18 protein-coding genes are annotated in these 21,248 nt (G+C 68.7%); 8 read left to right on the top strand and 10 right to left on the bottom strand.

Annotation, left to right across the window (positions count from 1 at the left end; translation table 11 throughout):
- Positions 1–18 precede the first annotated feature (18 nt).
- Genes JOE48_RS07890 through JOE48_RS07880 form a run of 3 tightly spaced genes read left to right on the top strand, consistent with a single transcriptional unit; the run spans position 19 to position 3,374 of the window.
- Positions 19–1,311: an MFS transporter gene (locus JOE48_RS07890; RefSeq protein ID WP_210029056.1), complete on the top strand. Its 1,293-nt coding sequence runs from the start codon at positions 19–21 to the stop codon at positions 1,309–1,311.
- Between the two features lie 6 nt (positions 1,312–1,317).
- Entirely contained in the window at positions 1,318–2,538 is a 1,221-nt protein-coding gene (locus tag JOE48_RS07885) for a CaiB/BaiF CoA-transferase family protein (protein WP_210029055.1), read from the top strand.
- 23 nt (positions 2,539–2,561) lie between these two features.
- Positions 2,562–3,374, top strand: coding sequence for an enoyl-CoA hydratase/isomerase family protein (locus tag JOE48_RS07880; protein WP_210029054.1), 813 nt, complete (start codon positions 2,562–2,564; stop codon positions 3,372–3,374).
- A gap of 10 nt (positions 3,375–3,384) precedes the next feature.
- On the opposite strand, the gene JOE48_RS07875 is transcribed toward JOE48_RS07880, so the two are convergent.
- The 5 genes from JOE48_RS07875 to dctP all read right to left on the bottom strand — a co-directional run bounded on the left by JOE48_RS07875 (position 3,385) and on the right by dctP (position 7,414).
- A complete protein-coding gene (locus JOE48_RS07875) occupies positions 3,385–3,852 on the bottom strand; it encodes a YbaK/EbsC family protein (protein WP_210029053.1) in 468 nt (155 codons plus the stop codon).
- 177 nt (positions 3,853–4,029) lie between these two features.
- Positions 4,030–4,293: a hypothetical protein gene (locus JOE48_RS07870; RefSeq protein WP_210029052.1), complete on the bottom strand. Its 264-nt coding sequence runs from the start codon at positions 4,291–4,293 to the stop codon at positions 4,030–4,032.
- Between the two features lie 60 nt (positions 4,294–4,353).
- Positions 4,354–5,706, bottom strand: coding sequence for a TRAP transporter large permease (locus JOE48_RS07865; protein ID WP_210029051.1), 1,353 nt, complete (start codon positions 5,704–5,706; stop codon positions 4,354–4,356).
- Complete coding sequence (locus tag JOE48_RS07860) at positions 5,703–6,395, bottom strand: TRAP transporter small permease (RefSeq protein ID WP_210029049.1); 693 nt, start codon at positions 6,393–6,395, stop codon at positions 5,703–5,705. The genes JOE48_RS07865 and JOE48_RS07860 overlap by 4 nt, the downstream gene beginning before the upstream one ends.
- Positions 6,392–7,414: a TRAP transporter substrate-binding protein DctP gene (dctP, locus tag JOE48_RS07855; protein WP_210029048.1), complete on the bottom strand. Its 1,023-nt coding sequence runs from the start codon at positions 7,412–7,414 to the stop codon at positions 6,392–6,394. Before dctP ends, JOE48_RS07860 begins: the two co-directional genes overlap by 4 nt.
- A gap of 172 nt (positions 7,415–7,586) precedes the next feature.
- Here dctP and JOE48_RS07850 point away from each other — a divergent pair, with 172 nt between their 5' ends.
- The gene (locus JOE48_RS07850; RefSeq protein ID WP_210029047.1) at positions 7,587–8,240 is read left to right on the top strand and encodes a GntR family transcriptional regulator; all 654 of its coding nucleotides are present in this window, start codon (positions 7,587–7,589) and stop codon (positions 8,238–8,240) included.
- Positions 8,241–8,256: 16 nt separating this feature from the next.
- Here JOE48_RS07850 and JOE48_RS07845 read toward each other — a convergent pair whose 3' ends face one another.
- From JOE48_RS07845 to JOE48_RS07825, 5 genes are all read right to left on the bottom strand, one after another.
- Complete coding sequence (locus JOE48_RS07845) at positions 8,257–8,937, bottom strand: GntR family transcriptional regulator (RefSeq protein WP_210029046.1); 681 nt, start codon at positions 8,935–8,937, stop codon at positions 8,257–8,259.
- Between the two features lie 59 nt (positions 8,938–8,996).
- Positions 8,997–11,945, bottom strand: coding sequence for an FAD-binding and (Fe-S)-binding domain-containing protein (locus tag JOE48_RS07840; protein WP_210029045.1), 2,949 nt, complete (start codon positions 11,943–11,945; stop codon positions 8,997–8,999).
- A gap of 114 nt (positions 11,946–12,059) precedes the next feature.
- A complete protein-coding gene (locus tag JOE48_RS07835; RefSeq protein ID WP_210029044.1) occupies positions 12,060–13,865 on the bottom strand; it encodes an IlvD/Edd family dehydratase in 1,806 nt (601 codons plus the stop codon).
- A gap of 144 nt (positions 13,866–14,009) precedes the next feature.
- Positions 14,010–14,777 (bottom strand): SDR family oxidoreductase, encoded by a 768-nt coding sequence (locus tag JOE48_RS07830; protein WP_210029043.1) that lies wholly within the window; start codon positions 14,775–14,777, stop codon positions 14,010–14,012.
- Between the two features lie 2 nt (positions 14,778–14,779).
- Positions 14,780–15,493: a GntR family transcriptional regulator gene (locus JOE48_RS07825; RefSeq protein WP_210029042.1), complete on the bottom strand. Its 714-nt coding sequence runs from the start codon at positions 15,491–15,493 to the stop codon at positions 14,780–14,782.
- Positions 15,494–15,612: 119 nt separating this feature from the next.
- Between JOE48_RS07825 and JOE48_RS07820 the strand changes: the two genes are divergently transcribed.
- From JOE48_RS07820 to JOE48_RS07805, 4 genes are read left to right on the top strand one after another with little or no spacing between them, the layout of a single operon-like run.
- Positions 15,613–16,872 carry an ABC transporter substrate-binding protein gene (locus JOE48_RS07820; protein WP_210035635.1) on the top strand — a complete coding sequence of 420 codons (1,260 nt, stop codon included), beginning with the start codon at positions 15,613–15,615 and terminating at the stop codon, positions 16,870–16,872.
- A 7-nt stretch (positions 16,873–16,879) separates the two neighbouring features.
- Entirely contained in the window at positions 16,880–17,755 is an 876-nt protein-coding gene (locus tag JOE48_RS07815) for a branched-chain amino acid ABC transporter permease (RefSeq protein ID WP_210029041.1), read from the top strand.
- Between the two features lie 14 nt (positions 17,756–17,769).
- The gene (locus JOE48_RS07810; protein ID WP_210029039.1) at positions 17,770–20,328 is read left to right on the top strand and encodes a branched-chain amino acid ABC transporter ATP-binding protein/permease; all 2,559 of its coding nucleotides are present in this window, start codon (positions 17,770–17,772) and stop codon (positions 20,326–20,328) included.
- Positions 20,325–21,248 (top strand): 3-hydroxyacyl-CoA dehydrogenase, encoded by a 924-nt coding sequence (locus JOE48_RS07805; RefSeq protein WP_210029038.1) that lies wholly within the window; start codon positions 20,325–20,327, stop codon positions 21,246–21,248. The genes JOE48_RS07810 and JOE48_RS07805 overlap by 4 nt, the downstream gene beginning before the upstream one ends.

Below are 21,248 nucleotides of genomic sequence, written 5' to 3'. Positions count from 1 at the left end.
TGAGTGGAGGAATGGTCGATGTCGAAGCGCATGAGCGCCACGAACGGCGTGCTCGGCCTGCTCTGCGTGATGTATTTCATCACCTATCTGGACCGGGTGAACATCGCGACCGCCGGCGCCGAGATCATGCGCGAGTTCGGCATGTCGAAGACGGATTTCGGCCTGATCCTCTCGGCTTTCGCCTATCCCTACGCCATCTTCCAGGTGATCGGCGGCTCGGTCGGCGACAAGTTCGGCGCTCGCCGGACGCTGCTGGCCTGCGGCATGATCTGGGCGATGGCCACGATCCTGACCGGGATGGTCGGGGGCTTGATCAGCCTGTTCCTCGCCCGGGTCCTGCTCGGCTTCGGTGAGGGCGCGACGTTCCCGACCGCGACGCGCGCGATGCAGAACTGGACTGCGCCCGGCAAGCGCGGCTTCGCCCAGGGCATCACCCACGCCTTTGCCCGGCTCGGCAACGCGGTCGCACCGCCGATTGTCGCCTTCCTGATGTACCATTTCGGCTGGCGCACCAGCTTCGTGATCCTGGGCGCCGTGAGCTTCATCTGGGTCGCGATCTGGTATCTCTACTTCCGTGACGACCCGTCCGACCATCCGACGATTACGAAAGCCGAACTCGAGATGCTGCCGCCGCCCCGCAAGGTCGGCGCGAAGCAGACGGTGCCGTGGGGCGCCCTGACCCGGCGGATGCTGCCGGTGTCGATCACGTATTTCTGCTACGGCTGGACCCTGTGGTTGTTCCTCGGCTGGCTGCCGAGCTTCTTCAAAGAGAATTACAGTCTCGACCTCAAGAACTCGGCGCTGTTCGCCTCGGGCGTGTTCTTCGCCGGCGTCGTCGGCGATACGGTCGGTGGCATGCTGAGCGACACGATCCTGCACCGCACCGGCAATGTGAAGCTCGCCCGGCTCTCGGTCATCGTGGTCGGCTTCCTCGGCGCCGCCGCGAGCCTCGCGGGCGTGTTCATGACGCGCGACCTGACCCTGGTCGCCCTGCTCCTGTCCTCGGGCTTCTTCTTCGCCGAGCTGGTGATCGGGCCGATCTGGTCGGTGCCGATGGACATCGCGCCGAAATACGCGGGCACCGCCAGCGGGCTGATGAACACCGGCTCGGCGATCGCCGCCATCGTCTCGCCGATCGTCTTCGGGCTGATCGTCGACCTGACAGGCAGCTGGACCCTGCCATTCGTCGGCTCGATCGGGCTGTGCTTGCTCGGTGCCGGTCTCGCCTTCACCATGCATCCCGAGCGGGAATTCGTGGAGCCCGCCGCGCCAATCGTCGGTCCGGCGGCCACCGTCCCGGCCGGGGAGTAGGGGTCGATGGTGGGAACCGCGGAACGGTCCGGTCCGCTCGTCGGCGTGCGGGTCATCGAGCTCGCGCATATCATGGCCGGGCCGGTCTGCGGGCTGATGCTCGCCGACATGGGCGCGGAGGTCATCAAGGTCGAGAAGTTGGACGGCGACGACACCCGTCGCACGGTCCCGCCCGCGCTCGACGGTGAGAGCGCGGCCTACATGATGATGAACCGCGGCAAGCGCGGCATCAGCCTAGACCTGAAGGACCCGGACGGCGTGGCGGCCCTCCGCCGCCTGCTCAAGGGGGCCGACGTCCTGATCGAGAATTACCGCGGCGGCACCATGGAGCGCCTCGGGATCGGCTACGACACGTTGCGCGAGGCGTTTCCCGAACTCGTTTACTGCTCGCTCTCGGGTTTCGGCCGCACCGGGCCGTACGCCGACCGCGCCGGATTCGATCTCGTCGCGCAGGGCATGAGCGGGCTCATGTCGGTCACCGGGGAGGGGCCCGGACGGCCGCCGATGAAGTGCGGACCGCCCGTGACCGACATCACCGCCGGAATTCTGGCGGCCATGGGCGTTCTGGCGGCCTACAGCAATCGGCTCAGGACCGGCAGGGGCCAGGCCGTCGACACGTCGCTGTTCGAGGCCGGGATCACCCACACCTACTGGCAGTCGGCCATCGCCATGGCGACCGGTGTCGCGCCCGGACCGATGGGATCGGCGCACCCGTTGAACGCCCCCTATGAGGCGTTCGAGACGGCCGATGGCTGGATCACCATCGGGGCGGCCAACCAGACCAACTGGCTGCGACTCCTGACCGTGATCGGGGCGGAGACCCTCGCCGAGGATCAGCGCTTCGCCCATAACCGCGACCGGATGGCGAACCGGTACGCGCTCGCCGCCACCCTGGCACCGATCTTCCGCGCGCAGACCTCGGCCGAGTGGCTCGCCCGTCTGGAGGCCGGCGGCGTGCCGGCCGGGCCGGTGCTCGACGTCAACGCCATGCACCGGGATCCGCAGACGCTCGCCCGCGAGATGGTGGTGGAGGTCGAACATCCGAGGGTCGGGCCGATGAAGACGCTCGGCCTGCCGGTCAAGTTCTCGGACACGCCCGGCCGCGTGCACGGGCCCGCACCGTTGCTCGGCGAGCATTCCCGCGCGATCCTGGCGGAGGCCGGCTATACGGCCGCCGAGATCGACGGTCTGATCGCACGGGGCGTGGTCCGCGAGACCTTGGCATGAGCCTGCCATCCGGAGACGCTGCGATGAGTGCCCAGCCCGCCACCGACGAGCTCCTGTTCACCACCGACGAGGCCGGCATCGCCCGGATCGTCCTCAACCGGCCCCAGGCCCGCAACGCGATGACCTTCGCGATGTACCAGGGCCTGATCACCTGCTGCGAGGCGATCGCCGAGAACCCCGCGGTCAAGGCGCTGATCATCACCGGGGCCGGCGACAAGGCTTTCGCGGCCGGCACGGACATCGCCCAGTTCCGCAACTTCAACACGGCCGAGGATGCCCTCGGCTACGAGCGCTTCATGGACCGGGTGCTCGGCACCCTGGAGCGGCTGCGGGTCCCGACCATCGCGGCGATCGCCGGCGCCTGCACGGGCGGCGGCGCTGCGATCGCGGCGGCCTGCGATCTGCGGGTTGCGACGCAGGACGCACGCTTCGGCTTCCCCATCGCCCGGACGCTGGGAAACTGCCTGAGCCAGGGCAATCTGAAGCGGCTCTCCGGCCTGATCGGCCCGGCGCGGGTCAAGGATATCATCTTCACCGCCCGCCTGGTGGGGGCCGAGGAGGCCTTGTCCATCGGCCTCGTCAGCGAAGTCGTGGCGGATCGCCTGGCCCTGACCGAGCGGGTCGATGCTTTGGCCCGGCTCCTCGCCGGTCACGCGCCGCTGACCATGCAGGCGACCAAGGAGGGCCTGCGACGGCTCGCGGAGGAGGAGGCTCCGGCCGAGGGCCAGTCGCATCCCGGCGATGATCTGATCCTCATGTGCTACATGAGCCAGGATTTCCGCGAAGGTATGGAAGCGTTCCTGGGCAAGCGGACGCCGGAGTGGAGCGGGCGCTGACGCGGCGCGCTCAGGCCGGTTCCTGACAGACGTCGACCCAGGTCGCCCCGGTCAGGGCGGCCATCCGGCTCGGCGCGATCCGCACGGCGCTGTGCGTGCTCCCGGCAGCCGGGACGACCTCGTCGAAGACTTGAAGCGTCACGTCGCAATAGACCGGCAGCGGCGCCAGCAACCCGAACGGGCAGACCCCGCCGACCGGGTGGCCGGTGGCCGCCTCGATCTCGGCGAGATCCAGCATCCGGACCTTGCCGCCGAACACCGCCTTGGCCTTCTTATTGTCAAGCCGGACATCGCCGCGGGTGACGACCAGGATGACGTGATCGCCGAGCCGAATCGAGAGCGTCTTGGCGATCTGCGCCGGGGCGACGCCGTGGGCGGCCGCGGCTTCCGTGACCGTCGCGGTGCGGGTCTCGAGTTCGAGGACTGCGATATCCGGCGCCTTCTCGGCGAAGAACGCCCGGACGGAATCGAGGCTCATCGGTGTCTCTCGTGCAGCGGCGGTCATGCCCCCGAAGGGGGCGCGGTTAGCCGAATTTTGTCGCGGAGCGGCGTAATCGCATCGAGCGAATAAGTGAGTCGTCGTGGGGCGGCCATGCCGACGCCACCCTCGAGGCGCCGATGATGAACGGGCAGGTTGCGGCGACCGGATGCCCGCTCAATCCTTCATGGGCCGTGCCTGCAGGATCGCCGCCCGGACGAAGGGGCGCTTCAGCGACGTGCCGACATTCGCGCGCCCGACGAATTCCTGCGCCCCGGGGTGGCTGCGCACCGCCTTGATGAGGTTCAGCCGGTGGCCGCTCCGGAACCGGTAGGGCTCGGCCACCGCACCATGCAGAAACGCCTCGACGCTCGCGTCGATCTCGTCCTCGGCGATGACGTTGGCCGCGTGGAGTATCTGGATCGTTCGGAGGTCGGTCATGCCCCGATGATAACGCGGCACAGCCGGCGACGCGACCGGCATCGCCGGCTGTGCCGCCGCCTACCGCGTCGATGCCAGAAGCAGATCCGGCAGCCACAGGGCGATGCCCGGCACGAGGCACAGGATCAGGATCGCGACCGCCATCAGCAGCACGAAGGGCAGGGTGCCCCAGATGATGTCGGAGAGCGGGATGTCGGGGGCGATGTTCTTGATGACGAAGATGTTGAGACCCACCGGCGGGTGGATCAGGCCCATCTCCATGGTGATGGTCATCACCACGCCGAACCAGACGAGGTCGAAGCCTGCCGCCTTGAGCGGTGGCAGGATGATCGGCGCGGTCATCAGGATGATCGAGACCGGCGGCAGGAAGAAACCCAGCACGATCACCAGGGCCAGGATCGTCACCAGCAGAAGCCAGGGCGAGAGCTGCATCGCGACGATCGCCGCCGCCGCCGATTGCGAGATGTGCAGGTAGCTCATCACGTAGGCGTAAAGCAGCGACATGCCGATGATGAGCATCAGCATGGTCGATTCCCGCAGCGTCGCGGTCAGGATCGGTGTGACGTCCCGGAAGCGCCAGACGCCGTAGATCGCGGCGATCAGCGCGAGCGCCAGGAGGCCGCCGAGGCCGGCCGTCTCCGACGGCGTCGCGTAGCCACCGTAGAGCGCCACCATCACGCCGGTGAGCAACACCACGAAGGGCAGCACCCGCGGCAGCGTCGAGAAGCGCTGCGCCATCGTGTACTGATCGTCCATCAGGATCGGCGAGGCCGGACCGCCGCGCTCCAGCGCCGCCTTCGCGGTCGCGTATTCCGACCGGAAGCGGATCATCGACCAAGCGGCGAACAGCCCGACGAGCAGCAGCCCCGGGCCGATCCCGGCCAGGAACAGGCGCCCCAGCGATTGCTCGGCTGCGACCGCGTACAGGATCATCGTGATGGATGGCGGCAGCAGGATCCCGAGGGTTCCTCCGGCTGCGATGATCCCCGCCGCGAAACCCGGCGAGTAGCCGCGCTTGCGCATCTCCGGAATGCCGGCCGAGCCGATCGCCGAGCAGGTGGCCGGGCTCGAGCCCGCCATGGCGGCGAACAGCGCGCAGGCGAAGACGTTGGCGATGCCGAGCCCACCCGGGATCCGGTGCATCCAGGCGTGCATGGCCGAGTAGAGGTCCTGGCCCGCCCGGGACCGCCCGATCGCCGCGCCCTTCAGGATGAAGAGCGGGATCGACAGCAGGGTGATCGAGGCCATCTCCTCGTAGACGTTCTGCGCCACCGTATCGAGGGAGGCGGCCGGCATGAAGGCGACCATGAAGGCCAGGGCGACGAAGCCCAGCGCGAACGCAATGGGGATGCCGGACAGCATCGCCCCGAGGGTGGCACCCGCGTACAGGAAGCCGATCGCGGCCGTGCTCATCGCTTGCCCTTCGCGGTCATCGTCTGGCCCAGCGGGCTCGGACCCCGGGGCTCGATTTCAGGGGCGTCGTGCATATCGGTGTTCAGGTCGGCGCCGAGGCCGATCTTGGGCTTGGCCCAGCCGGCCGCCCGCGGGCCGTAGACCAGCCCCTCGGCGATCTGCAGCGCGAATTGCAGGCAGAGCAGGCTCATGCCGGCGGACATCAGCGTGTAGGGGATCCAGAGCGGCGGCCCCCAGGTCGATTGCGAGATCTGGCCGTCGACCCAGGCCTCGTGGTCGAGCGACCAGCTCTTCCAGGCGAAGAACAGGCAGAAGGCGAGGCTGACGACGTCGGCCAGCAGCAACCGCACCCGGTTGGCGGCCGGCGGCAGCAGGCCGGTGACAGCCTCGATGGCGACATGGCCACGCTTGGCCTGGACGCCCGCCGCGGAGAGGAAGGTGGCCCCCACGATCAGGAACACCGCCATCTCGTCCTGCCACTCCGTCGGCTGCTTCAGCAGGTAACGGACCACGACGCTGTGCGTCAGCACCAGGCAGGCCGCTACGAGGCAAACGCCGCCCAGAGCCAGGATCACCCGGTTCAGGAGGCGCATCGCCCGGTCGAGGGCGCCGAGCAGGCCGGGAAGGCGCGGCTCGTCGGCAGCGCCCGCCTCCGGTCCGGCCGTGGCGGCGTCGAAGCTGTGGCTCACGCGACCTGCTCCGCGAGCTTCAGCAGCTCCGCGCAACTCGCGTTCTTGCCGGCATAGTCCTTCCAGGCGGTGTTCCGCGCCAAATCGCGCCACTGACCGAGGGACTTCTCGTCGAGCTGCGAGACCTTGGCTCCGGCCTTGGCGAAGATCTCCTCGACCCGGGTGTCGTCCTCCTTGGCGCCCGCCTGACCGAAGGCCTCGAGTTCGCCGCCCACGGCCATGATCAGGTCCTGCTGATCCTTCGGGAGCCCGGAGAACACGATCTTCGACATCATGATCGGTTCGAGCATGAACCAGTAGGACCGCTCCCGGCCCGACGTCAGCGCCTTGGACAGCTCTTCCAGGCGGAACGAGATCAGGCTGGTCGATGAGGTGATCACGGCATCGCAGGCGCCGGTCTGCATCGCCGCGTAGGATTCGTTCGACGGGATCGACAGCGTTGCGGCGCCGGCCTCCTTCATCATCATGTCCATCTCGCGCGATCCGCCGCGGACCTTCTGGCCCCGGGCGTCGGCGGGGGAGACGAGCGGCCGCTCGCGGCTGGCGACGCCGCCGGATTGCCAGACCCACGAGACCAGGATGATACCCTTCGCGTCGAGGATCTCGGCGAGCTTCCGGCCAACCGGCGCGCCCTTCCAGGCCACAGCCTGGGCGTAGGAGGTCACCAGGGCCGGCATCAGGCCGATGTTGAGCTCCGGCACCTCGCCGCCGGCATAGGGGCTCGGGTAGAGCGACAGGTCGAGCGCGCCCTTCCGCATCGCGCCGAATTGCGCGTTCGTCTTCATCAGCGAGGAGCCGGGATAGACCTGCACCTCCAGCGCGCCCTTCGAGCGCTCACCGACCATCTTGGCGAACTTCCGGCACATGCGGTCGCGGAAATCGCCCTCGTCGATGGTGCCACCCGGGAACTGGTGCGACAGCTTCAGGGTCGTCGCGGCCTGAGCGGCGCCGAGACCGAACTTCAAGACGACCGGGGCCGCAAGAGTGGCGGCGACAAGGGATCGACGAGTGGGCGTCATGATGCTCTCCCGCACCGCAAACAAGGCGGCTAACAATTGTGCGACGCAATAGTGCGTGGCCTCTTTGTATGCATGAAGGACGGCCTTGTATATTTTGTCAATGCTTGCGCATAATCATCGTGCACAAGACGTCCGCCCTCGCCAAGCGGATCCGGGAGGAGAGGATCGGAGGATGAGCCACGCCCAGCGGCTGCGGCAGCGGATCGAGGATGAGATCGTCTCCGGCGAGCTCGCGCTCGGCTCACGGCTCGACGAAAACCAGCTGGCGGCCCGATTCGGCGTTTCGCGTACGCCGATCCGCGAAGCGCTGCTGCAATTGGCGGTGACCGGCCTCATTCAGACGAAGCCCAGGCGCGGGGCGATCGTCAGTGCGCCCGAGCCGCATCTTCTGCTCGCTATGTTCGAGACCATGGCGGAGATCGAGGCCGCCTGCGGCCGGCTCGCAGCCCGGCGCCTCGTCCCCGAGGATGCCGCTGCCTTGGGCGCGGCCCTGGACGGATGCCGAGCGGCCCTGGCGACGGATGACACCGAGGCCTACTACGCCGAGAATTACATCTTCCACACGGTGGTTTACCGGGCGAGCCACAACGCCTTCCTGGCGGATCAGGCCCTGTCCCTGCACCGTCGGCTGGCACCGTATCGCCGTCTGCAGCTGCGCGTCCGTCAGCGCCTGCCGCAATCGCTCGCGGAGCACGAGGCGATCGTGGCCGCAATCGTCGCAGGCGACGAGACGCGCGCCTCGGAGGTGCTGCGCAACCACGTGCTCGTGCAGGGTGATCGCTTCACCGACCTCGTCGCAGGCCTGCGGGAACCGAGCGCCGCGTAGGGTCGCGAGCGGCCGGTCAGGCGGGCTCGACCGCCCCGTAATTGGCTGCGATCACGGATTTCTTCCCCCGGATATGCTCGCGCATCAGAGTGGCCAAGGCTGCGCCGTCACGGGCGCGCAGGAGCGCGATCATCCGCTCATGCTCGGCCACCGCCCGGGCCCATTGATCCGGCGTCTGGTGCGCGCTGTAGCGCGACCTCTGGATCCGGCCGGACAGGCTCTCGTAGATGTTGGCCAGGATCGTGTTGTGGCTGGCCGCCATGATGGCTTCGTGGATCCGGCGGTTGTGGCTGAAATAGCCGGCCTCGTCGGCCGCCTTCCAGGCCGCCACCATCGCGGCGTGATCATCGGCGATGGCGTCGATCTCGGCCTCGCTGATCGTCCGGCAGGCCAGATCCCCGGCCGTTGCTTCGAGGCCGGCGATCACCTCCATCATTTCCTCGAGTTCGGTGTCCGAGATGCTGGCGACGCGCGCACCGCGATTGGGCAGGAGTTCGAGCAGACCTTCGGTGGCCAGGATCTTGATCGCTTCCCGCAGCGGCGTGCGCGAGATCCCGAAGCGTTCGGTCAACTCGCCCTCGTTGATGCGCGCCTTCGGCTCCATCTCGCCGGAGCGGATGAGCTCGCGCATCCGCTCCGCGACCTCGTCGTGAAGGTAGCGGCGGCTGATACCGATCCCGGGTTCGATCTTGTTCATGGTCCCCCGACACACGCAGGTCGAAACGACCTGTCGGACATGTGTAGGTGCGCGGCAATTCAGTGTCGAGGCACGAGCGCTTGATCGAGAACGCGAGCCACATGTTCTGCCTGGAGGCCCAGCCCGTCGTGGATCTGATGTCGGCAGCTTGTTCCGTCGGCCACAACGAGGTCGCCGGGCGCGGCGGCGCGCAGGGCCGGGAACAGCGACAGTTCCGCCATGGCGAAGGAGGTCTCGATCGATTCCGGCCGATACCCGAAAGCGCCTGCCATGCCGCAGCAACTCGACTCGATCACCCGCACGTCGAGGCCCGGCACGGCCCGAAGGACCGTCTCCACGGATCCCATCAGGCCGAAGGATTTCTGGTGGCAATGCCCGTGCAGGTGGGCGACACGGCCGCCCTGATGCGCGAGCGGCAGCTCGATGCGCCCGGCGGCGAGATCGGCGGCCAGCAGCTCCTCGAACAGGACGGATTGGCGGGCCAGCAGGGCCGCATCCGCGCCGGGCAGCAGCGCCCCGAATTCGTCCCGGAAGGTGAGCAGGCAGGACGGCTCCAGACCGACCACCCGCGCGCCGGCCCGGATGAAGGGCAGAAGCGCATCGAGGGTTCGTTGCGCCTCCGCGCGCGCCCGGTCCGTCTGGCCTGACGCGAGCCAGGTCCGGCCGCAGCAGAGCGGGCGGCGGCCGCGCGCCGGGTAGACGCGGTGCAGACGGTAGCCGGCGGCCTGGAGCACGCGCTCGGCGGCCTCCAGGTTCTCGCGCTCGAAGGCGCGGTTGAAGGTGTCGCCGAACAGGATGACATCGCGAAAATCGCCCGCGACGTCGCCAGGATGGGCCGGCTCGCCCTGCTCGCTCCAGGGCCGTCGCCAGCGGGGCAGGGAGCGCTTGGCCGACAGGCCGGCGAACCTCTCCGACAGCGCCGCCAGCGCCGGGTGCTTGTCCCGCAGATTCAGAAGCGGCGCGAGCTTCGCCGCGACCCCGGCATAGACCGGCATCAGCGCGATCAGCCGCTCGCGGAAAGGCAGGCCGTGACGGGCGTGGTAATGGTGCAGGAACTCGATCTTCATCTTGGCCATGTCGACGCCGGTCGGGCATTCCCGGCGGCAGGCCTTGCAGGAGACGCAGAGGTCGAGGGTCCGCTTCATGGCGGGGCTGGTGAACGCGTCGGCGCCGAGCTGGCCCGAGATGGCGAGCCGCAAGGAATTCGCACGTCCGCGGGTCAGGTGCTGCTCCTCGCGGGTCGCCCGGTAGGACGGGCACATGGCGCCGTCGACAAGCTTCCGGCAGGTGCCGTTGTTGTTGCACATCTCGACCGCCGCGCCGAAGCCGCCCCAACTCGACCAGTCGAGAGCCGTCTTCATCGGCTGCGTCACCGCGTAGTCCGGCTTGAACCGGAACAAAGACCGGTCGTCCATCGTCAGGGGGCGGACGACCTTGCCGGGATTGAGCCGGTTCTCGGGATCGAAACCGTCCTTCACGGTCTCGAAGGCGCGGGTCAGGATCGGGCCGAACAGCGGCGCGATGTATTCCGAGCGCGAGATGCCGTCGCCGTGCTCGCCGGAATACGAGCCCTTGTAGCGGCGCACGAGTTCGGAGGTCTCCTCGGCGATCGCCCGCATCTTCGCGACGTCGCCCCCCTGCTTCATGTCGAGGATCGGGCGGACATGGAGGCAGCCCACCGAGGCGTGCGCGTACCACGTGCCGCGGGTGCCGTGCTTGGTGAACACCGCGGTGACCGCGTCGGTGTAGTCGGCGAGGTGCTCGAGCGGCACCGCGCAATCCTCGATGAACGAGACCGGCTTCGCGTCGCCCTTCATCGACATCATGATGTTCAGGCACGCCTCCCGCACCTCCCAGACCGATTTCTGGCGGGCGGTCTCCACGACCTCCACGACGGCGTCGGGGAAGCCGTAATCGGCCATGCAGGCTTCGAGGCGTTTCAGATCGCGCTTCAGGGCGGCGAGGTCGTCGCCGGCGAATTCCGTCAGCAGCAGGCAGTTCGGCTTGCCGCGGGTGATGTCGGCGAGCGTGGTCCGGAACAGGGGGATATCGGCGCCGAGCACCAGGACGTTGTTGTCCACGAGTTCGACCGCGACCGGGTCGAGCGCCACGATGTGGCGCGTGGTCTCCATGGCGTCGCGGAAGGACGGGAAGTGACAGACCCCCATCACTCGGTGCTTCGGCAGGCGCGACAGCTTCAGGGTCACCGCGGTTGTGGCGGCGAGCGTGCCTTCCGACCCGACCAGCAGATGCGCGAGATTGGGCCGCGTCTCGACCAAGGCGTCGAGGTTGTAGCCGCCCACGCGCCGCTGCACCTGCGGATAGCGCGCGGCGATCTCGTCGCGATGGGTCTGGGCAAGGCCGAGCATGCGCTCGGCGAGCGCCTCGGCCCGACCGGAGCCGGTGACGCCCGAGACCGCGTCGCCGGTCAGCCCGAAGCCGAAGGCCTCGCCGTCGTGAAACAGCGCCTCCAGGCTCAAGACGTTGTCGCTCATCTTGCCGTAGCGCAGGGAGCGGGCGCCGCAGGAATTGTTGCCCGCCATGCCGCCGATGGTGCAGCGGCTCGCCGTGGACGGCTCCACGGGGAAGAACCAGCCATCGGCCTTGACCCGGGCGTTCAGCCGCTCGAGCACCATGCCGGGTTCGACCGTGATGGTGCCGGCCTCCGGATCGTAGGCCAGCACGCCGTTGAAGTGGCGTGAGCAATCGACCACCAGCCCCGAGCCGATCGGCTGACCGTTCTGCGACGTGCCGCCGCCGCGCAGGATGACCGGTGCGCCGTGGTCGGCGGCGATCCGCAGGGTGGCGGCGATGTCGGCGGCCGAGCGGGGCAGCACAACGCCGGCCGGCATGATCTGATAGATCGACGCGTCGGTGCTGTAGCGCCCACGCGTGAAGGCGTCGAAACGGGCCTCACCCTGGAGTTGCTCCGCAAGCCTGCGCGCCAAGCCGGCATCCAGGCGCGCCGCTGCGCGCGGCGTCGCGATCTGCGCCCTCGTTTCCGTCACGTCCGCGTCCTCCCGCAGTGGTCTGCGACCACCGGGGAGTGATTGTATTCAAAATTCACCGGTTCGGAAATCACCTTGCCGAGGCTGCGCGCTTCCGGCGCGGGACCAGGCGCCTCAGTGGTTGTCTCGCGGGACGCCCGAGACTTGGGCGACCTTCTGGAACTTCACCGCGCCCTTGAGCACCATGCCCTGGTCGAGTTGATCCACCTGATCGCGGTAGATTTCCTGCCAGGGCGTCTGCGTCGCCGGATAAGGGAAGCCGCCGCGTGCCGACAGGTCGGCCCGTCGACGCTCCAGCTCCTCGGGCGGGAGCAGGATGTCGGCGCTGCGCCGGTTGAGATCCACCCGGATGCGGTCGCCGGTCTGCAGCAACGCCAAGCCACCGCCGGCCGCGGCTTCCGGCGAGGCATTCAGGATGGCGGGGGTGCCGGAGGTGCCGGATTGGCGCCCGTCGCCGATGCAGGGCAGGGAGGTCACGCCGCGCCGAATTAGGGAGCCCGGCGGCTGCATGTTCACCACCTCGGCTGCGCCCGGATAGCCGATCGGGCCGGCGCCCCGCATGATCAGGATGGTGTTCTCGTCGATATCGAGGGCGGGATCGTCGATGCGGGTGTGATAATCCTCAGGCCCGTCGAACACGATCACCCGGCCCTCGAACGCCATCGGGTCGGCGGGATTGCGCAGGTAGCGGGCGGCGAATTCCTCGGAGATGACGCAGGTCTTCATGATCGCCGAATCGAACAGGCTTCCTTTCAGATTGAGGAATCCGGCGCGCTCCATCAGCGGCTCGCCGTAGGCCCGGATCACGTCGCGGTTCCAGCTGTGCCGCCCACGGTAGTTCTCGCCGACGGTGCGGCCGTTACAGGTCAGCGCACCCTCGTGGACCTTCCCGGCCGCGATCAGCTCGGCGAATACGGCGGGCAGGCCCCCCGCGCGGAAGTACTCCTCGCCGAGCCAGCGACCGGCCGGCTGCATGTCGACGAGCAGCGGGATCTCGAAGCCGACCCGCTCCCAGTCGTCGCAGGTCAGCGGCACGCCGATATGCTTCGCGATGGCGTTGATGTGGATCGGTGCGTTGGTCGAGCCGCCGATCGCCGCGTTGGCCACGATGGCGTTCTCGAACGCCTCTCGGGTGAGGATGTCGGAGGGCTTGAGATCCTCCCAGACCATCTCGACGATGCGCTGGCCGGTGGCGTAGGCCGCTTGGCCGCGCTCCCGGTACGGCGCCGGGATCGCCGCAGAGCCCGGCAAGGCGAGACCGAGCGCCTCGGCCAGCGCATTCATCGTCGAGGCCGTGCCCATCGTGTTGCAATGTCCGGTGGACGGCGCCGACGAGCCGACGATGTCCATGAATTGCTGGAAGTCGATGTCCCCGGCCGCATGGCGCTCCCGGGCCTTCCACACGATGGTGCCCGAGCCGGTCAGCTCCTTGTTGAAGTAGCCGTTCAGCATCGGCCCGACATTGAGCGAGATCGCCGGAATATTGACGGTGGCGGCGGCCATCAGGCAGGCCGGCATGGTCTTGTCGCAGCCGGTGAGCAGCACGACGCCGTCGAGCGGATAGCCGTACAAGACCTCGACGAGGGACAGGTAGGCGAGGTTGCGGTCGAGGGATGCGGTCGGGCGCTTCCCGGTCTCCTGGATCGGGTGGCAGGGAAATTCGAAGGCGACGCCGCCCGCCGCCGTGATGCCCTCGCGCACCCGCTTGGCGAGTTCCAGGTGATGGCGATTGCACGGGGACAGGTCCGAGCCGGTCTGGGCGATGCCGATCAGCGGCTTGCCGGAGCGCAGTTCCTCCGGCGTCAGCCCGTAGTTCAGGTAGCGCTCCAGATAGAGTGCCGTCATGCCCGGATTGTGCGGATTGTCGAACCAGGCCTTCGAGCGCAGGTCGGCGGGCGTGATCCGGCGTTTGTCGCTCATGGTCCGTCTCTCATCACATCGGCGGGTGTCGCCGGCAGAGAGGCTCCGGCCACCCCTAACGCGCCGCAGCCTTCGCCGTCTCAGTGTCGCGGATATCTACCCTGCCGCGACGAACTTCGCAGCACTGTCCATGCTGAGTTGATTTCAGGACAGCATCCGCGTGTCACCGTCGATCGAGATCGCCTGACCCGAGATGGTCCTGCCGCGGGGTGAGCAGAGCAGCAGCGTCTGGTCGGCGAGCTGACGCGCGGTGACGTATTCCTTGACGGACACGAACGAGAAGGCGCGCGCCTCCATCTCGTCGAAGCTCGTCCCCTGCTGCTGAGCCTTCGATTCGAGAACCCGCCGCTGACGGTCGCCGGCGACGAGTCCGGGCAGGATCGCGTTCACCCGGATGCCGGCGCTGCCGAGCTCGATCGCCAGCGACTTGGTGAAGCCGATGACCCCCCACTTGGCCGCCGCGTACGGGCTGCGCAGGGCGAACCCGAATTTTCCCGCGGCCGAGGACAGGTTGACGATCGAGGCGTTCGCACTCTGCCGAAGATGCGGCACCGCGAGGCGTGCGCAGTTGAACTGGCTCGTCAGGCAGACGGTCAGGCACCGGTCCCACTCCTCGGGGGCGATCTCCTCGACCCGACCGGTCGGCCCGGCGATGCCGGCATTGTTCACCAGCACGTCGAGACCGCCGAGGAAGTCGACCGCCTGATCCATCATCGCGGCAACCGCATCGCGATCGGCCACATCGGTCCGCGTGCGGCCGACCGCGTCCGGCAGGCCGCTCAGGGCCTCCGCGTCGATGTCGCAAGCGAAGACGCGCGCACCTTCCTCCAGGAAGGCGTCGACGATCCCGCGCCCGATCCCCGCGGCGCCCGCCGTCACCAGGACGCGCAGGCCGGCAATCCCCAGATCCATAATCACTCCTCTCCCCGATCGTCCCGCAATCCGCCGCGGGACAGGATGAACTCGGCTGCCTCGCGGATATCCGCCGCGATGGCGTCGGCGGCCGCGGCGCCATCGCGGATCTCGATGGCCGCCACAGCCTCGGCATGCCGCCGGAGCGCAAAGCCCTGGAGCAGCCGTTCCGGATGGGCGCGCAAATCCAAATTGATCACCGGGCCGGCCTTCAGCCAGAGCCGGGCGATGATCTCCTGCAGGGGCGCGAGACCGCAGGCGCCGTAGATCGTGAAATGCAGGACACGGTTGAGCTGGACGGCCCGGGTCCTGTCGGGATGCGCCGCCTCGGCCTCCATCCGGAACGCTGCCTCGGCCTGCCGGATCGCCGCGAGCTCACCGGCCGATCGCCGCTCCGCGGCGCGCGCCACGGCGATGCCCTCGACGGCGATGCGGGTCTCGGCCAGCGCCCGAAAGTCCGCAGCGCTCATGACAGGAACCCGGATGACCCGGTTCGGCGCCACTTCCAGCACGCCGTCGGCCACCAAACGGCTCACCGCCTCGCGGACCGGCATGACCGACACCCCGAGTGCCGCCGCGCTCTGGCGCAGGGACAGCCGGTCGCCCGGCGCCAGCCGCCCGGAGGCGAGCAGATCGGAGAGCGCCGCGTGTACGGTATCGGACAGGGTCCGCCGCTCGAGGTGTGGAAGTTCGGCCAGCGCCGAAATGGAACTCATGTGCCGACACTAGACGGAACCGGCACTATCGCGCTAGTGATCTGTGATCACAGTTCGGCTGCGGGCCATCAGAGCCCACCAGAAAAGCCCGGCTGGAGGAAACGTACGGGAGCGGAATGATGGCGGACCAGTTCGGGGATTCTCTCTCTCGCCGCAGCCTTCTGAGGGCCGGTGGCGCGGCCATTCTCGCGCCGGCGCTGGCCAGCCCGGCGCTGTCTCAGGGTCAATCCGACATCATCCGCATCGGCCACCTGACGCCGCGCACGGGCTTCCTCGGGCCGCTCGGCGAGTTCGCCGTGCAGGCCGCGCAATTGGCGGTCGAGGAGATCAACGCCGCGGGCGGCATCGCCGGCCGGAAGGTCGAACTGCTCTCGGAGGACAGTGTCAATCCGCAGACGGCCTCGGCCAAGGCCGAGCGCATGGTCCAGCGCGACCGCGTCGCCTGCCTCGTCGGCGAGATCAACTCCGCCTCGGCGCTGGCGATCAGCCAGGTGGCCCAGCGCGAGAAGATCCTGTTCATCAACACCGGCGCCAACTCGGACGCGTTGCGCGGCTCCGACTGCAAGCGCTTCATGTTCCACGTCGAGTCGCAGAACACCATGATGGTGCGGGCCTGCGGCCGTGCGCTCCTCGAGCGGGGGCTGATCAAGGGCCGGAAGGTCTACGCGCTCACCGCCGACTACGCCTTCGGGCACGATCTGCTGAAGCAGGCGAAGAAATACTTCGCGGCCAACGACGCGACCCTCGTCGGCGAGGACCTGATCCCCACCGAGCTGACCGACTTCTCGCCCTTCCTGCTGAAGCTCCGTCAGGCCAAGCCCGACCTCGTGATCTGCAACCTCGCGGGCGCGCAGATCACCAACTTCCTCAAGCAGTACAGCGAGTTCGGCCTGCCGTTCCCGGTCGCCGGCTTCGGCTTCGACACGGCGCTCGCTTGGGGCGCCGGACCCGGCAACTTCCTCGGCACGTGGCCGGTGATCTGGCATCATCAGATCGAATCGGCCTCGGCCAAGAAGTTCGTGGCGGCTTTCAAGGCTAAATACAAAAAGCCACCGGAGAATCAGGGTTGGGGCGACTACACGGCGATGAAGATCGTCGCTCAATCGATGAACGAGCTGAAATCGACCGAGTCGATCAAGATCGTGGAGCACCTGGAATCGGGCGCGAAATTCGACATCGCCAAGGTCCGGGAGGGCTATTTCCGCCCTTGGGATCACGAATTGATGCAGGAGATGTTCGCGATCACCGCCCTGCCGGCGGATCAGGTCAAGAACCCCTACGACATCTTCTCCTCGACCGGGCCGCTGCCGGGAGCCGGCGAGAGCCTGGAAGTGCTCGCCACGACCCGCGACGAGAACGCCTGCACCTTCGCGGCGTGAGGCGTTCATGCAGCTCGTCTTCATCCTGGAGCAGGTGCTCAACGGCCTGTTGATCGGCGTCCAGTACCTGTTGATCGCGCTCGGCCTGTCGCTGATCTTCAGCCTTGGCGGGATCGTCAATCTCGCCCATGGCGCCTTCTATGCCATCGGCGCCTACCTGACTGTGCTGCTGACGCCGTCGATCGGCTTCGGCGGTGCGCTGATCGCCTCGCCGCTGCTGGTCGGCGTGCTCGGCCTCCTCATCGAGCGCTTCCTCCTGCGGCGCTTCTACCGCGGCGACCCGACGCTCGGCCTGCTCCTCACCTTCGGGCTCGCCATGGTGGCCGAGCAGGCCCTGCGCATGGCGTTCGGGGCGGCGCCGGTGCCGTTCGGGATCCCGATGTGGCTGCGTGGGCAGGTCTTCATCGGTGACCTGATCTACTCGCGCTACCGGCTCTCGATCCTCGTTGTGGCGGTCGCCTGCGTCGCCGGCCTGTGGCTGCTCCTGACCCGCACCAGCTTCGGGCGGGTGGTCCGGGCGGGCGTGCAGAACCCCGACATGGTCGCGGCGCTGGGCATCTCGCTCCGTCCGTACATGACCGCGGTCGTGACGATCGCGGTCGGGCTCGCGGCGCTGGCCGGGACCATGATGGCCCCGGTCACCGGCGTCCATCCGGCCATGGGCGCCGAGATCCTTACCTTCGCCTTCGTGGTGGTGGTGATCGGCGGCCTCGGGTCGTTCTGGGGGGTGGTGCTCGCCGCCCTGATCGTCGGCGTCGTCCGGGGCCTCACCGCCTACGCCTACCCGCCGGCCACCGAGGCCGCCGTCTACGGCCTTATGGTGCTGGTCCTGCTGCTGCGCCCGCGCGGTCTGTTCGGCGAGCACATCGCCCGGTTCGAGTGAGCGGAGAGCGTCCCATGTCCGGAACCGCCGAGCCGCTGCCGCTCGCTTTGCCGCAGCGCGGCCTGATCCTGCGCGAGAGCCGCCAGCTCTGGGCGGCGCTCGCCGCCCTGATCGTCCTGCCCTTCGCCCTCGACGCGATCGGCCTGACCCTGATCACCGCCACCGACGTGGTGATCTTCGCCCTCGCGGTGCTGGGCCTCAACATCCTGGTCGGCTGGACCGGGCTGACCTCGTTCGGCCACGGGGCCTGGTTCGGGATCGGCGCCTACGCGGTGGCCATCCTCCAGACGCGGCTGTTCCCCGGCGACATGGCGCTGCCGTTGCTGGGTGCGCTGGCGATCACCGGGTTGGCTGCCCTGGTCGCCGGCGGCCTGATCCTGCGGCGGCGCGGGGTCTACTTCTCGCTTCTGACGCTCGCCTTCACGGCGATGCTCTACGCCATCGCGTTCCGCTGGACCGACCTCACCGGCGGCGAGAACGGCATCGGCAACCTCCACCGCTGGGCCGCGCTTCAGGAGCCCGGCGCCTACTACGCCGCCGTGTCGGGCATCGCCTTCGTGGTGCTGGTCGCGCTCTGGCGCTTCCGCCGCTCCCCGATGGGGTCCGTCCTGGTGGCGATCCGCGAGAACGAGCAGCGCGCCGGCTTTCTCGGCTACGCCACCAACCGCTACAAGCTCGCGGCCTTCGTGATCTCGGCGACGATCACCGGCCTTGCCGGGGCGCTCTCGGCCTATAGCCACCGCTTCACCTCGGCCGACCCGATCTCCATCGCCTTCTCGGGCGAGCTGCTCGCCATGGTGGTGATCGGCGGGATGCGCTCGTTCCTCGGGCCGGCGCTCGGCGCCCTGTTCTACATCCTGTTCCGGGAGTTCCTGTCGATCTACACCGCCGACTGGCTGCTGTATTTCGGCCTGCTGTTCGTCGCCTTCATCGTGTTCTCGCCGGATGGGCTCGTCGGCATTGCGGCGCGGCTTCTGAAGCCGTTCCGGCGTGTGCCGGCCGAGGGTGCCGCCATGTCGGCTCGCCGCGCCGGCGCCTCCGGCCGCGTCCCGGCCCGCTTCATCGCGGAGGGCCGCAATGTGGGACCGGTGCTGGTCGCCGACGACATCAAGAAGAGCTTCGGCCCCGTCGCGGCGGTCCGCGGCGTGTCGTTCGCAGTCGCCGACCGGACGCTCCACGCGCTGATCGGCCCGAACGGGGCCGGCAAGACGACGGCCTTCAACCTGCTCTCCGGGATGTTCCGGCCGAGCGCGGGCAGCATCCGCCTCGACGGCCACGAGATCGCCGGGCTGGAGCCGCACGCGATCACCCGGGCCGGCCTCGGCCGCTCGTTCCAGATCACCAACCTGTTCCCCGGCCTGTCGGTGGAGGAAAACGTCCGCCTCGCCGTCCAGGCGCGTCACCCGGCGCATTTCAGCCCCTGGCGGAACGCGCTGGCGATCCGCGAGATCGCCGACGACACGGCCGAGCTGCTGCGCTGGACCGGTCTCTCCGGCATCGAGCGGGCGGAGGCGGGCAGCTTGTCCTACGGCGGCCAGCGCCTGCTCGACATGGGTCTGGCGCTCGCCACGCGGCCCCGCGTGCTGCTGCTCGACGAGCCGCTCGCCGGCTTGGCGGCCGCCGAGCGCGAGCGCGTCGGCGACCTGATCAAGGCGCTCTCGGCCGACATCCCGGTGCTGCTGGTCGAGCACGATATCGACCGCGTGTTCCGCCTCGCCGACCGCGTCACCGTGATGGCCGACGGGGCCGTGCTGGTCGACGGCTCGGTGGCGGATGCCCGGGACGATGCCCGCGTGCAGGCCGTCTATCTCGGCTCGGGGACAGCGGCGATCGCCGCCAAGCCGCGCGCCAGCGCGGCCGAGGCGGAGACGCTGCTGGCCATGGAGGGCGTCGACACCTTCTACGGCAAGTCGCACATCCTCAACGGCGTGAATCTCGCGGTGCACCGGGGTGAGGTCGTGGCCCTGCTCGGACGCAACGGTGCCGGCAAGTCGACCCTGCTCAAGACCCTGATCGGCACCGCGCCGCCGGCCGCCGGCCGGATCGTGCTCGCCGGCAAGGACATCGCCGGACTGTCGCCGGACCGGATCGCCCGGCTCGGCATCGGCTATGTGCCGCAGGGCCGGGCGCTGTTCGCCGGGATGAGTGTTGCCGAGAATCTCGGCCTCGGTCGGCTCCGGCGGCTCACCGGCGCCGGGATCCACTGGGACGAGGACAAAGTGCTGGAGTTCTTCCCCCGGTTGAAGGAGCGCTGGACCGTAGACGCCGCGCGCCTTTCGGGGGGCGAGCAGCAGATGGTGGCTGTGGCCCGCGCGCTCTCGGGCGATACGCGTCTCCTCCTCCTCGACGAGCCTTTCGAGGGCCTGTCGCCGGCCGTGACCGAGGAGCTGTTCGAGGCCTTCGACCGCCTGCGCCGCGAGATCGCGATCATCCTGGTGGATCACCACCTCGACCTCGCTTTGGCGCTCTCCGACCGCACGGTCGCGCTGGAGCGCGGCAGCGTGCAATGGACCGGTGAATCGCGCCTCCTGCGCGAGGATCAGGAATTGAGGCGAAAGGTGCTGTGGCTATGACCGAGTCCGTCGCGATCGTCGGCGCCGGCCTGATCGGCCGGGCCTGGGCGATGATTTTCGCCCGCGCCGGGTGGAACGTGCGCCTGTTCGATGCCGCCGCAGGCGTCGCCGAAGCCGCCGTGCCGCTCTGCGCCGAGGGCTTGCGGACCCTCGCGGCCAACGGTCTCTGCCCCGACCCGGACGGTGCCGCGCGCCGCATCCGCGCCGCCGGAAACCTTGCCGACGCCCTCGACGGGGTCGTGTTCGTGCAGGAGAACGGCCCGGAGCGGCTCGACGTGAAGCAGAGCCTGTTCGCCGAACTCGACGCCCTGGCGCCGCCGGATGCCATCCTGGCCTCCTCGTCGTCGGCGATCCGCTGCTCGCTGTTCACCGAGGGCTTGGCCGGCCGTTCGCGTTGCCTGATCGGCCATCCGGTGAACCCGCCGCACCTGATCCCGCTGGTCGAGATCTCCGGAGCGCCGTGGACCGAGGCGGCGGCGCTGGAACGCGCCCGGACCATCTACGAAGCCATCGGCCAGGTGCCGATCACGGTGCTGAAGGAGATCGAGGGCTTCATCCTCAATCGGCTCCAGGGCGCGCTCCTGGCGGAAGCGTTCCGCTTGGCCTCGGAGGGCTATGTGACGCCGCAGGATCTCGACAAGACCGTCTCGGACGGTCTCGGCCTGCGCTGGAGCTTCATGGGGCCGTTCGAGACCATCGAGCTGAACGCGCCCGGCGGCATCGCCGATTATTGCGCCCGCTATACCGCCTTCTACAAGAACCTCGCGGCCGATCCGGCACCGCCGAGCGTCTACGAGGCACCGGCCACCGAGGCGATCCTGGCGAACTGGCAGGCCCCCGCCGACCTGCCCGCCCGCATGAACCGCCGCGACGCGCGGCTCGCGGCCCTGCGGGCCCACAAGGCTTCACAGAAGGACTGA

It is taken from the genome of Methylobacterium sp. PvR107, assembly GCF_017833295.1.
Lineage (GTDB): Bacteria > Pseudomonadota > Alphaproteobacteria > Rhizobiales > Beijerinckiaceae > Methylobacterium.
Note: the sequence above shows the minus strand (reverse complement) of the source record. Positions and strands in the feature narration are given on the sequence as shown.